The organism is Arthrobacter sp. Ms25 (assembly GCF_059090365.1).
Map to the genome: position 1 here is coordinate 24,282 of NZ_JBNHFP010000001.1, position 12,079 is coordinate 36,360.

At 67.6% G+C, this 12,079-nt stretch carries 12 protein-coding genes and 1 tRNA gene; 12 read left to right on the forward strand and 1 reads right to left on the reverse strand.

Translation table 11 applies throughout. The annotated features are described in order from the left end of the window. Positions 1–39: 39 nt before the first annotated feature. The 10 genes from AC5RT8_RS00110 to AC5RT8_RS00155 all read left to right on the forward strand — a co-directional run bounded on the left by AC5RT8_RS00110 (position 40) and on the right by AC5RT8_RS00155 (position 9,582). Positions 40–1,467, forward strand: a complete 1,428-nt coding sequence (locus AC5RT8_RS00110) for a cation:dicarboxylate symporter family transporter (protein ID WP_494093680.1) — start codon at positions 40–42, stop codon at positions 1,465–1,467. Positions 1,468–1,627: 160 nt separating this feature from the next. After that, the gene (locus AC5RT8_RS00115; protein ID WP_494093681.1) at positions 1,628–2,029 is read left to right on the forward strand and encodes a GNAT family N-acetyltransferase; all 402 of its coding nucleotides are present in this window, start codon (positions 1,628–1,630) and stop codon (positions 2,027–2,029) included. A gap of 114 nt (positions 2,030–2,143) precedes the next feature. After that, a complete protein-coding gene (locus AC5RT8_RS00120) occupies positions 2,144–3,037 on the forward strand; it encodes a ParA family protein (RefSeq protein ID WP_494093682.1) in 894 nt (297 codons plus the stop codon). After that, on the forward strand, positions 3,015–3,956 hold the full coding sequence (locus AC5RT8_RS00125; RefSeq protein ID WP_494093683.1) for a segregation and condensation protein A: 942 nt from the start codon (positions 3,015–3,017) through the stop codon (positions 3,954–3,956). Before AC5RT8_RS00120 ends, AC5RT8_RS00125 begins: the two co-directional genes overlap by 23 nt. Then, entirely contained in the window at positions 3,953–4,579 is a 627-nt protein-coding gene (gene scpB, locus AC5RT8_RS00130) for an SMC-Scp complex subunit ScpB (RefSeq protein WP_494093684.1), read from the forward strand. The genes AC5RT8_RS00125 and scpB overlap by 4 nt, the downstream gene beginning before the upstream one ends. A 25-nt stretch (positions 4,580–4,604) precedes the next feature. Next, positions 4,605–5,810, forward strand: a complete 1,206-nt coding sequence (locus AC5RT8_RS00135; RefSeq protein WP_494093685.1) for a pseudouridine synthase — start codon at positions 4,605–4,607, stop codon at positions 5,808–5,810. Between the two features lie 3 nt (positions 5,811–5,813). Further along, positions 5,814–6,923, forward strand: coding sequence for a prephenate dehydrogenase (locus tag AC5RT8_RS00140; RefSeq protein WP_494093686.1), 1,110 nt, complete (start codon positions 5,814–5,816; stop codon positions 6,921–6,923). Next, positions 6,920–7,621, forward strand: a complete 702-nt coding sequence (gene cmk, locus AC5RT8_RS00145) for a (d)CMP kinase (RefSeq protein ID WP_494093687.1) — start codon at positions 6,920–6,922, stop codon at positions 7,619–7,621. The genes AC5RT8_RS00140 and cmk overlap by 4 nt, the downstream gene beginning before the upstream one ends. Positions 7,622–7,791: 170 nt before the next feature. Beyond that, positions 7,792–9,348 carry a ribosome biogenesis GTPase Der gene (der, locus tag AC5RT8_RS00150; RefSeq protein ID WP_494093688.1) on the forward strand — a complete coding sequence of 519 codons (1,557 nt, stop codon included), beginning with the start codon at positions 7,792–7,794 and terminating at the stop codon, positions 9,346–9,348. A gap of 160 nt (positions 9,349–9,508) precedes the next feature. Continuing rightward, a tRNA-Pro gene (locus tag AC5RT8_RS00155) sits at positions 9,509–9,582 on the forward strand. 91 nt (positions 9,583–9,673) lie between these two features. Here the strand turns inward: AC5RT8_RS00155 and AC5RT8_RS00160 are convergent. Further along, entirely contained in the window at positions 9,674–10,195 is a 522-nt protein-coding gene (locus AC5RT8_RS00160; protein ID WP_494093689.1) for an alpha/beta fold hydrolase, read from the reverse strand. A 127-nt stretch (positions 10,196–10,322) separates the two neighbouring features. Here AC5RT8_RS00160 and AC5RT8_RS00165 point away from each other — a divergent pair, with 127 nt between their 5' ends. Together AC5RT8_RS00165 and AC5RT8_RS00170 are read left to right on the forward strand one after the other, a co-directional pair. Further along, positions 10,323–10,994 carry an SDR family oxidoreductase gene (locus AC5RT8_RS00165; RefSeq protein WP_494093690.1) on the forward strand — a complete coding sequence of 224 codons (672 nt, stop codon included), beginning with the start codon at positions 10,323–10,325 and terminating at the stop codon, positions 10,992–10,994. Beyond that, positions 10,987–12,078, forward strand: a complete 1,092-nt coding sequence (locus tag AC5RT8_RS00170) for a PQQ-dependent sugar dehydrogenase (protein WP_494093691.1) — start codon at positions 10,987–10,989, stop codon at positions 12,076–12,078. Before AC5RT8_RS00165 ends, AC5RT8_RS00170 begins: the two co-directional genes overlap by 8 nt. Position 12,079 lies beyond the last annotated feature (1 nt).

The window sequence follows — 12,079 nt, forward strand, 5'->3', positions numbered from 1 at the left end:
GAAGATGGAAGCCGACCATTTGCAACAAGGAGTACCGCCATGGCAGCAGCCGCCAACCCGCACGCCGGTTCACAGAAGAACCGCAAGCCGGACAGAACACATTTCCTCTACATCGCCGTGATTGCAGCGGTTGTGCTCGGTGCCGTTATCGGCCTCCTGGCTCCGGAATTCGCCAAATCACTGAAGCCGCTGGGGACGGGGTTCATTAACCTCATCAAGATGATGATCGCTCCGGTCATCTTCTGCACCATTGTCCTAGGCATCGGATCAATCGCCAAAGCCGCCACCGTCGGCAAGGTGGGCGGGCTCGCGCTGGGCTACTTCATCATCATGTCGACCTTCGCCCTGGCCATCGGCCTCGTGGTGGGCAACCTGATCCACCCGGGCGAGGGCCTGGACCTCCAGTCCGCGGGCGACGCCGCCCCCGCCGCACCGGAGGAAGGCGAAGGCATGACCGGCTTCCTCCTGAGTATCATCCCCACCACGCTGCTGGCCTCCCTCACCGGCGAGTCGATCCTGCAGACCCTGTTTGTGGCGCTGCTGGTCGGATTCGCGCTGCAGAAGATGGGCCCTGCCGGGGCCCCCGTGCTCAAGGGCATCGGCTACATCCAGGCCTTGGTGTTCCGCATCCTGATGATGATCATGTGGTTGGCCCCGATCGGAGCCTTCGGTGCCATTGCCGCCGTCGTCGGCGAAACCGGCATCCAGGCCATCGTGAGCATGGCAACCCTGATGGTCGCCTTCTACATCACCTGCATCCTTTTCATCGTCGTCATCCTGGGCGGCCTGCTCAAGCTCGTCACCGGGTTCAGCATCTTCAAGCTCATGCGGTACCTGGGCCGGGAATACCTGCTCATCTTCTCCACCTCGTCCTCCGAGGTGGCGCTGCCCCGCCTGATCGCGAAGATGGAACACCTGGGCGTTTCCAAGCCCGTGGTCGGCGTCACCGTACCCACCGGCTACTCTTTCAACCTTGACGGCACCGCCATCTACCTGACCATGGCCGCCCTGTTCGTGGCCTCGGCCATGGGCAAGCCGCTGGAGCTGGGTGAGCAGATCTCCCTGCTGGTCTTCATGATCATCGCGTCGAAGGGTGCCGCCGGTGTCACCGGCGCCGGCCTGGCCACCCTGGCCGGCGGCCTGCAGTCCCACCGTCCCGACCTGATCGAAGGCGTGGGCCTGATCGTCGGCATTGACCGCTTCATGTCCGAGGCCCGCGCGCTGACCAACTTCACCGGCAACGCCGTCGCCACGGTCCTGATCGGTACCTGGACCAAGGAAATCGATAAGGACCAGGTCAACGCCGTCCTGGACCGTAAGCGTCCGTTTGACGAGGCAAGCATGAACCTCGACGCCGGGACGGACGAGCCGCGCCAGACGGAGGAGTCCGCCGAACTGGCAGCCACGGTTCCCGGCCCGGCCGGCAGCACCGCGGTCGCCGGCACTGCCGGAGAGGCCCGGCGTTAGCCAGGAACCATGTGCGTCGCAACGGCTGCGCCAAGGAAATGCGTCCCGTCCCCGTTACACCGGGGGCGGGACGCTTTCCTTTTTCAGGGCCGCCGCCGTGCCGGGATGACGAACGTGCATAATGGTGCTTCCTTTCCGCTCGAGGCAACGGTGGTTTTCCATGACAGCGCTCGGTCCGTATCTGCCCCGGGGAACACTGAACCGCAGCGGACAGCCCGCGCTTGAGGCCGAGTGCCTGATCCTGCGTCCCTGGTCCGAGATCGATTCCGCGGTGGTGCTCACGGCCTACGGGGAACCCGACATAGCCCGCTACAACCGGCGGACCATGGATGCAGAGGATGAAGCCCGTGAATGGATCCGGCGCTGGAAGACCCGCTGGGAGGAAGAAACCGGAGCCGACTGGGCCGTGTGCACCACGGACGCGACGGTGGTGGGGCGGGCGGCCCGGAAGACGGGCTTCGAGCTGGAAGGGATCAGGCGCAGCGGCCTGCGGCATGCGGACGGCTGGCACGATATGCACCTGCACGCCGCGGTCCGGGCCCAACGTTCGAGTTCTACTTGAGCGTCAAGGCTCGCCGACCCTCGCGGCCCTGATTCGCGGGAAGGCTGATGCGCGGCTGTAACCTTGACAAGGACAGCCCGCAGCACAGCTAGATACGGAAGCGTGGATTTATACGTGAGCAGCGATCAGAGTTCATCGACTCTGCAGGACGCAACCGCAACCGAGTCGGCGATGGGCCCTACCGGACGGCCCTTGACGGTATTCCCCGAGCCTCCCGTCCTCACATCCCATGGCCCTGCCCGGATTATCGCAATGGTGAACCAGAAGGGCGGCGTCGGGAAGACGACCTCCACCATCAACCTCGGTGCCGCTCTCGCAGAGGCCGGCCGCCGCGTCCTCCTGGTGGACTTTGATCCGCAGGGGGCCCTGTCCGCCGGAATGGGTGCCAATCCGCACGAACTGGACCTCACCGTGTACAACGTGCTGATGGACCGCAAGGTCAACATCCGCGAGGCGATTCACGAGACGAGCATCGAGAACATCGACCTGCTGCCGGCCAATATCGACCTCTCCGCAGCTGAGGTGCAGCTGGTGAATGAGGTTGCCCGCGAACAGGTCCTTGAACGCGCCCTGCGGCGCGTGTCGGATGACTATGACGTGATCCTCATCGACTGCCAGCCTTCCCTGGGGCTGCTGACGGTGAATGCCCTGACTGCTGCGCACGGCGTGATCATCCCGCTGATCTGCGAGTTCTTCGCCCTGCGCGCGGTGGCACTGCTGGTGGAGACCATCGAGAAGGTCCAGGACCGGCTCAACCCCGGACTGCAGGTGGACGGCGTGCTGGCCACCATGTACGACGCCCGCACCCTGCACAGCCGCGAGGTTATTTCCCGGCTGGTGGAGGCCTTCGGGGACAAGGTCTTCGAAACGGTCATCAAGCGGACCATCAAGTTCGCCGATGCCACCGTTGCCGCCGAGCCGATCACCTCCTATGCCGGAAACCACCCGGGCGCCGACTCCTACCGCCGCCTCGCCAAGGAACTGATTGCCCGCGGCGGCGCGCCCTAAGCCGGCGCGCCAGGCGGAAACGGACCCGGCGGGTCCGTCGGTAACAACACCGGACCCGGCGGTCCGCAGCGGCTTCGAAGTGCGGCTGGTGAACTTCACCGGACCCTTCGATGTCCTGTTGAATCTGATCTCCAAGCACGAGCTGGACATCACCGAGATTGCCCTGGCTGCCGTCACCGATGAATTCCTGGGCTACATCCGGGAGCTCTTCGGTGCCGACTCCGAGGTAGCCCTCGATGAGGCAAGCGAATTCCTGGTTGTTGCTGCCACGCTCCTGGACCTCAAGGCGGCCCGCCTCCTCCCGGCCGGAGACGTTGAGGATGAAGAAGACGTTGCGCTGCTCGAAGCGCGGGACCTGCTGTTTGCCCGGCTGCTGCAGTACAAGGCGTTCCGGGAGATGGCCCGCCTCATGGGGGAACGCCTGGCGGACGAAGCGCAGCGTTATCCGCGGCAGGTGGCACTGGATCCGCACTTCGCGGCCATGCTTCCCGAGCTGGTCTGGCGTACTACGCCGCAGCAGTTCGCGGATCTCGCCGCCCGTGCCCTGGCCCCGCGAGAGGAGCCGCCCACGGCCGTGGGACTGGGACACCTGCACGCTCCCAAGACCAGCGTCCGGGAGCAGGCCGTGATTCTGGCCGAACGACTTGCCGACGAGGGGGCAGCCACCTTCGCGGTCCTGGTGTCCGACGCCGACGGGCCGGTTGCGGTGGCCCGGTTCCTGGCGCTCCTGGAACTGTTCCGGGACGGAGCCGTCAGCTTCGCGCAGGAGACGCCGCTGGGGGAACTGCTGGTCAGCTGGACCGGGGCGGCGCCGCCGGACGCCGGTTTTGCCGCCGGGCTGGACGAATATGACCGGCCGCAGGCAGGCGGCGGGGATCAGCCAACTGGACACATAGACCTGGAAGGGGAGCAGCCATGACTGCGGAACCGGCAGATGGCACCGGGGAAGGCAGCGGCCCCACCGAGCTGCCCGGCGGGGTGAAGGCCGCCGTGGAGGCAGTGCTGATGGTGGTCGATGAGCCGGCGGCCCCGGCCCTGCTGGCCTCGGTGATCGGTGTACCGGAGCCGGAAGTGCTCGCTGCCCTGACGGAACTTCAGCGGGAGTATGACGGCTATACTGGGGATGGACCCGAGGGCGCACCGCGGGGTTTTGAACTCCGCGACGTAGCAGGCGGATGGCGGATTTTCTCCCGCGCCGACTACGCGCCCGTTGTGTCGAAGTTTGTACTGGAAGGCCAGAGTGCACGGCTGTCGCAGGCCGCACTGGAAACATTGGCGGTGATTGCCTATCGGCAGCCCGTCTCCCGGGCCCGGGTTTCCGCAATCCGGGGAGTAAACGTCGATTCGGTGGTCCGCACGCTGGTTCAGCGTGGATTGATCGTCGACGCCGGCACCGAACCCGAGACGGGTTCGCTGCTGTACCGGACTACGCCGTACTTCCTGGAACGGCTTGGCCTGGGCAGCCTCGACGAGCTTCCGCAGATTGCGCCGCACCTGCCCGGGCTGGAAAACCTGGCCGAATTTGAAGACACTACTTACTAACCGCTAGACCCTAAAGGACTTACTCATGACCCCAGCACCCCGTTCCGGATCCGGCCGCAATACCCCGCGCGGCGGCGGACGCAGTGCCGGCGGCCCCGCCGGCGGCAAGGGCGCCGGCCGCGGCTCCAAGCCCGGGTCATCCCGCACCGGCGGTCCCCGGACCGCCTCCGGGCTGAAGAAGGGTGAGGAGCGCGCCAACGGGTACCGTCCCGCCCCCGAGGTCCGCCCGGAAAAGTTCAAGTCCGATGCCGTGAAGGCCTTCGGGGACACGCCGTCCAAGTCCGGCGGCCCCAAGTCCGGTGCCCGCAGCGGCGCCCCCAAGGGTGCACGCCCCGGCGCTGCACGGTCCGGTGCCGGCAAGTTCGGCGGACCCCAGCAGGGCCAGCGCAAGAGCGGGGACCGTGCCTTCAAGAACGAGCGCTTTGGCCAGAACCTCGGCCCGGTGCGCCGTTCTGCCACCCGCCGGCCCGCGCCCCCGGTGATCTCCGAACACCACAACCCCGAAGGCGTCCGCCTGCAGAAGGTCATGGCCAGCGCAGGCGTCGCTTCCCGCCGCGTGTGCGAAGAGATGATTGCCGAAGGCCGCGTCGAGGTCGACGGCGAGGTCGTGACCGAGCTCGGTGTCCGGGTGGATCCGGCCACCGTCGCCATCCATGTGGACGGCATGCGCCTGCAGCTGGATGAGACCCAGAAGTATTACGTCTTCAACAAGCCCCGCGGCGTCATTTCCACCATGGAAGACCCCGAGGGCCGTCCCTGCATCAGTGACTACCTCAAGCCCAGCAGCCGGCACGAGCGCCTGTACCACGTGGGCCGGCTGGACAATGAGACCGAGGGACTGCTGCTGCTGACGAACGACGGCGAACTGACCAACCGGCTCACCCACCCCTCCTACGAGGTGCCCAAGACCTACCTGGTGCAGGTGCGCGGACCCATGGGCCCCGGCGTCGGCACCCAGCTGCGTGAAGGCATCGACCTGGAGGACGGCTTCCAGAAGGTCGACTCCTTCAAGCTGGTGGATTCCACCCCCGGCCACATCCTGGTGGAAGTGGTCCTGCACTCCGGACGCAACCGCATTGTGCGCCGGCTGTTCGAGGCCGTCGGCCACCCGGTGGAGCGCCTGGTGCGCACCCAGATCGGCCCCATCCGCCTGGGCGACCAGCGCCAGGGCAGCATCCGCGTCCTGGGCCGCGGCGAGGTCGGACACCTGCTCGCGTCGGTAGGACTGTAACCCATGGCCGCTGCCGCTGACGGGGGCACGCATCTGTCCGGATCCGTGCTGATTATAGGTACGGGACTGCTGGGCACCAGCATCGGCCTCGGGCTGTCGGCCCGGGGCGTGGACGTGGTGCTCTCGGACCTGTCTCCCTCGACAGAGGCAGTGGCCCGCGACATCGGCGCCGGACGGCTGCTCAGCTCCGTCCAGGAAAGCTTCGAGCCGGCCCTTGTGGTTGTCGCGGCACCGCCGGACGTCACCGCTGCCCTCGCGGCGTCGGCACTGAAGGACTGGCCCGCCGCCGTCGTCGTCGACATTGCCAGCGTCAAGTCCGCCGTCGTGGCCGATCTGCGGGAGCGGGACGCCGATCTCAGCCGCTACGTGGGCACCCACCCAATGGCAGGCCGGGAAAAATCCGGGCCGGTCGCCGCGCGGGCGGAACTGTTCAACGGGATGCCCTGGGTGATCTGCCCGCCGCCGGAGGCCGCACCGGAGGCGGTGCGCCGCGCACAGGCCCTTGCCTTCGATCTGGGCGCCGTGGTCTCGCGGATGTCCGCCGAAGACCACGACGCCTCCGTGGCGCTGACCTCGCACCTGCCGCAGGTCATGGCCTCCCTGGTGGCCAGCCGGCTGCAGGAAACCCCGCCGCAGTCCCTGGCCCTGTCCGGCAACGGACTGCGGGACGTAACCCGGATCGCCGCGAGCGATCCGAACCTCTGGGTGCAGATCCTCAGCGGCAACGCCGGACGGCTGGTGCCGATCCTGCACGGGGTCCGCGAAGACCTGAACCGGCTGATCCGGACCCTCGAGGACCCGGTGGCGGACGGTGCACGGCTGGACATGGCGCAGCTGATCGCAGAGGGCAACGCCGGGCAGGCCCGTATCCCGGGCAAGCACGGCGGGCCGGCGCAGACCTTCGTGTCCTTCACCGTGCTGGTGGATGACACGCCGGGACAGATCGCCCGCCTGCTCACCGAGATCGGTGAAATCGGAGTGAACCTGGAGGACCTGCGCCTGGAGCATGCCTCCGGCCGGCAGCTGGGACGGGTGGAAATCTCCGTCCTTCCAGGCCGGGTGAATGACCTTGTTTCTGAATTAAGCGCCCGCGGGTGGAAGGTAGTGCAGTGAGTTCAACAGTTGATCCGGCCCAGTTCCGGCAGGGGAAGCCGCTGGTGGTGGCCATCGACGGACCGTCAGGTTCGGGCAAGTCCAGCATCAGCCGGGAAGTAGCACGCCGCCTGCATGCTGCGTACCTCGACACCGGTGCCATGTACCGTGCGGTCACGCTCTCCTGCATGGAGGCCGGCATTGATCTGACCGACTCCGTGGCCGTCGAATCCGCTGCCGAAAACGCCGACATTGCGCTGAGCCTGTCCCCGGACGAGGAATGGGTCCGGGTCTCCGGGCGCGACGTCACTGACGCCATCCGTGAACCCGTGGTGTCCTCTTCAGTCAGCGCCGTCGCCACGACACTGGGCGCACGTGCGGAACTGGTCCGCCGCCAGCAGCAGCTGATCCGGGACTCCGGGCTGCGGATTGTGGCCGAGGGCCGGGACATCACCACCGTGGTGGCCCCGCATGCCGAAGTCCGGATCCTGCTCACCGCCAGCGAGGAAGCCCGGCTCCGCCGCCGCGGCATCCAGCTCGGCGGCACGCAGACCGCTGCGGCCCTGAAGGAGCAGGTCCTGGTCCGCGATGCCAAGGACTCCACCGTGGTGGACTTCCAGCAGGCAGCCGACGGCGTCGTCACCATCGATTCCTCGGATCTGGACTTCGAGGAGACCGTCTCGGCGGTACTGGATGTGGTTTTCACCAGCACCCACTGACTCCTTGCCGGAGACCAGGACACCATCCGCGGGCACCCGCCCGTGTTTCAATGGGAAGAGGACACCGGGCGGCACCGCCGTATGATCCTCCCTCACACTTACCGGGCTGAACGTCCGGCGACGGCCTGTATGCGCAGTGCTGCAGACCTCAACGGAAAGAAAGCAATTCAATGAAACCTCTCAACGACGACACCGCCGGTGACGGGATCTCCACGGACGAATACGTCCCCGCCGGAGAAGACTCGATCGACGAGCGCCTCGCGGCAATGGACGACGACGAGGCCGATACCCGCGCCCGATCCCTCCGCGCCGGCCTCGACGACTACGAACTTGACGAAGACGACGCCGCGCTGCTCGCCGGCGGCTTCGAAGAATACGACGAAGACGCCCCGCTCCGGCAGGATCCGGTGGTCGCGATCGTCGGACGCCCGAACGTCGGCAAGTCCACCCTGGTCAACCGCATCCTCGGCCGGCGCGAAGCCGTGGTCGAAGACACCCCCGGCGTCACCCGCGACCGGGTGTCCTACCCGGCCACCTGGAACGGCGTGAACTTCACGCTGGTGGACACCGGCGGCTGGGAGCACGATGCCCGCGGCATCCACGCCCGGGTGGCCGGCCAGGCCGAAATCGCCGTCGACCACGCCGATGCCGTCATGCTGGTGGTCGACGCGACCGTCGGCATCACCGCAACGGACGAAGCCGTGGTGCGGATGCTGCGCGGCAAAAAGAAGCCCGTCGTTGTGGTGGCCAATAAGGTGGACGACATCCAGAACGAAGCCGATGCAGCCGCCCTCTGGGGTCTGGGCTTCGGCGAGCCGTTCCCGGTCTCCGCCCTGCACGGCCGCGGCACCGCCGACATGCTGGACGCCGTGATGGAGGTCCTGCCCGAGTACTCGGCCTACGGCGGACTGGACCGTTCCGGCGGCCCGCGCCGCATCGCCCTGATCGGCCGCCCGAACGTGGGCAAGTCCTCGCTGCTGAACAAGCTGGCCGGGTCCGAGCGCGTGGTGGTCGACGATCTTGCCGGCACCACCCGCGATCCGGTGGATGAAATGATCGAACTCGGCGGCCGCACGTGGCGCTTCGTGGACACCGCCGGCATCCGCCGCCGCCAGCACATGGCCCAGGGCGCCGACTTCTACGCGTCCCTGCGCACGCAGGCCGCCTTGGAAAAGGCCGAGGTCGCCGTCGTACTGCTGGCCGTGGACGAAGTCCTCAGCGAGCAGGATGTCCGCATCCTGCAGCTGGCCATCGAATCCGGCCGTGCCCTGGTCCTCGCCTTCAACAAGTGGGACCTGCTCGACGACGACCGCCGCCGCTACCTCAAGACCGAGATCGAGCGCGACCTGGCCCACGTCGAATGGGCTCCGCACGTGAACATCTCGGCCAAGACCGGCTGGCACAAGGACAAGCTGGTGCCCGCGCTGGACACCGCCTTGGAGAATTGGGACAAGCGCATCCCCACCGGCAAGCTCAACGCCTTCCTCGGCGAACTGGTGGCGGCCCACCCGCACCCCGTGCGCGGCGGCAAGCAGCCCCGCATCCTCTTCGGCACACAGGCCTCGTCGCGTCCGCCGAAGTTCGTGCTGTTCACCACCGGATTCCTGGACCCCGGGTACCGCCGGTTCATCACCCGCCGGCTGCGCGAAACGTTCGGCTTCGAGGGCACGCCCATCGAGGTCAGCATGCGCGTACGGGAGAAGCGCGGCAAGAACAGCAAGCGCTAAGTCTCTTCGCGTCGTGAACCCCGGTTCCGGTCCCTTTTGGGGGAGTGGGGCCGGGGTTTTGCGTGTTTCAGCCCGCCCGGAACGCCCGATGCGACGGAATGGCCAGTTGTGGTGTAAGGTATTTCAGGTGGTTCAGCCGGGAGGGATTCCGGAAGAACTGCGGGTTGTGGCGCAGCTTGGTAGCGCACTTGACTGGGGGTCAAGGGGTCGCAGGTTCAAATCCTGTCAACCCGACGGTAAGCCTGATGAAGCGAAAGCTTTGTCAGGCTTTTGTCGTTAAGACGGTGCCCGGATCGGTCGGTCGGCGTGGGTAGAAAGTGCCGGATCATCCGTTGACCGAGGCAACATCGTCGGCGACGGCGGCCATCCGCCCCTCGAACTGGTGTCCGCCGGAATCGTGCCGGCGGACCCGGGCCTGCGGCAGCCGGGCAGCGTGCCGGTCGAGGTGGTCGACGGGCACCACCTCGTCGTCGACACAGTGGTGCAGCCAGATCGGGAAACCGGCCGGCGGCTCCGCATCGGCGGGTAGGGCGTATTCCGCCTGCCAGCCCTCGGTGCCCCAGAACGGCATCGCGAGAAAAACCAGCCCGAGCGGCGGTGCGCCCCGGAGGTCATCGGTGAAGTGAAGCAGGGCCATTGAAGCTCCGAACGAATGCCCGACAATCACCAGCTCCGGTCCCAGGGATTCGCGGTGCCGTTCAATTTCGCTGCGCCAGGCTGCGGCCGACATGTCCTCGTCCGGAAACCGGGGAGCCGACACCGGTGCCCCCAGGAATCCGTGCAGCGCCTCGGCCATCGACCGGTCCTCGACCCAGCCCCCTGCGCCATGGATGAAAAGGATCTCCACACCCTGCTCCAATCCTTATTCGGGAACCTTCAGGACCGGCACCCGGGTGACTGCGGTGTCCGGCCCTGCTAGCGTCAGCCCACCGGACGGTTGGTATCCAGCATCCTCCCGAGACAGGAGCAGGTCCATGGCGGCAGACACCCCATCTCAGACAGTCATCATCCACGGAGCGGCCGGCGCGGTGGGCGGTGCCGTGGCCGACGCGTTCGCCCGCAGGGGAGCGGGGCTGTTCCTGGCCGGCCGTCATCTGGACGCGGTCAATGCGACGGCGGACCGGGCGCGGTTCCTGGGGGCAGGGGATGTGCAGGCCGCGGAAGTCGACGCGTCCGATCCGGCGGCGGTGGACGCGCACGCAGCCGCCGTCGTCGCACCTGCTGCGGGCTGGCTGCGGACACATTTCCTCACCTCGCGGGCCGCTGCCGTCCACATGGCGGCGCGCGGAAGCGGAACCATCCTGCTGCTGTCCGCCTCTCCGGCACGGGTGTCCATCGCCGGTGTAGGAGGCTTCGCAGCGGCATGCTCCGCCGTCGAGGCGCTGACGCGGACCTTTGCCGCGGAGCTGGGCCGCTCCGGGGTAAGGGCGGTCTGCCTCCGTCCGCAGCGCATTGCGGAAACCATCGGCAGCACACCGGACCTGCCGATGGCGCTGGACGAGTTTACCGGCTTCCTGGAGTCCCTTACCACCACGGGGACCCTGCCCACCCTTGAGGACGTCGCGGATGCCGCCGTCTTTCTGGCCGAGGGCGGATCCGCGAGTATGAACGGGGCAAACCTCACCTGCGGCATGAGCAGTGACTAGGGCACCCCGGACGCGCCTGGCCTCGGTCCTGGGCGCAGTAGCCGCCGTCGTCGCCGGCGTGCTCACCGGATGCACGCCGGCAGAAGAGCAGCCCGCGCCGCCGGCCGCCACCGGTACCGCCGGAGCAGCGGCCCCCGCCGCCCCGGAAGTCCTGGCCACGGACCTCGAGGCACCCTGGTCCATCGCCTTCCACGAGGGCATCCCGCTGGTCAGCGAGCGCGACTCGGCACGCATCCTGGAGCTCGACGCCGGCGGGACCGCCCGCGGGGCCGGCACCATCGAGGGCGCCGGCGGCAGGGGAGAAGGCGGGCTTCTCGGCATCGCCGTGCAGGACGGCTACCTGTACACCTACTTCACCGCGGACGGCGAAAACCGGATCGAACGCCACCGGATCACCGGCGCACCCGGTGCACTGGCGCTGGAGGACACCGAAACCGTGCTCGACGGCATCCCCGCCGGCCCGGTCCACAACGGCGGACGCATCGCGTTCGGCCCGGACGGGATGCTCTACGCCACTACGGGCGACGCCGGGAACCGGGACAGCGCGCAGGACCGGGATTCGCTCTCCGGCAAGATTCTGCGGATGGACCCGGACGGCAGGGTCCCTGAGGACAACCCCTTCCCCGGAACACTGGTCTACAGCTACGGGCACCGCAACCCGCAGGGCATCGCCTGGGACGGCGGCGGGATCCTTTATGCGAGCGAGTTCGGGCAGGACACCTGGGATGAACTGAACGTCATCCAGGCCGGAGGGAACTACGGCTGGCCGGAGGTCGAGGGCACCGCCGGCGAGGAAGGCTTCACCGACCCGGTGCAGCAGTGGACGCCCGGCCAAGCGAGCCCGAGCGGAATCGCCGTGGCGGGCGGCTCCCTGTACATCGCGAACCTGCGCGGGGAGCGGCTGCGGGAAGTCCCGCTCAACGCCCTCGGTACGTCCACGGAGCGCCTCGCCGGCGGGTATGGCCGGCTGCGCGATGTCGTCGATGTTCCGGACGGCAGTGTCTGGATCCTGACCAACAACACGGACGGCCGCGGACAGCCAGCTCCCGACGACGACCGGATCCTCCGGGTGGGCACTGATTAGA

Bases quoted from the DNA above. Each gene is read 5' to 3' on its own strand.
- AC5RT8_RS00110 (WP_494093680.1), top strand. From the start codon at position 40: ATGGCAGCAGCCGCCAACCCGCACGCCGGTTCACAGAAGAACCGCAAG.
- AC5RT8_RS00115 (WP_494093681.1), top strand. From the start codon at position 1,628: ATGACAGCGCTCGGTCCGTATCTGCCCCGGGGAACACTGAACCGCAGC.
- scpB (WP_494093684.1), top strand. From the start codon at position 3,953: ATGACTGCGGAACCGGCAGATGGCACCGGGGAAGGCAGCGGCCCCACC.
- AC5RT8_RS00135 (WP_494093685.1), top strand. From the start codon at position 4,605: ATGACCCCAGCACCCCGTTCCGGATCCGGCCGCAATACCCCGCGCGGC.
- AC5RT8_RS00140 (WP_494093686.1), top strand. From the start codon at position 5,814: ATGGCCGCTGCCGCTGACGGGGGCACGCATCTGTCCGGATCCGTGCTG.
- der (WP_494093688.1), top strand. From the start codon at position 7,792: ATGAAACCTCTCAACGACGACACCGCCGGTGACGGGATCTCCACGGAC.
- AC5RT8_RS00165 (WP_494093690.1), top strand. From the start codon at position 10,323: ATGGCGGCAGACACCCCATCTCAGACAGTCATCATCCACGGAGCGGCC.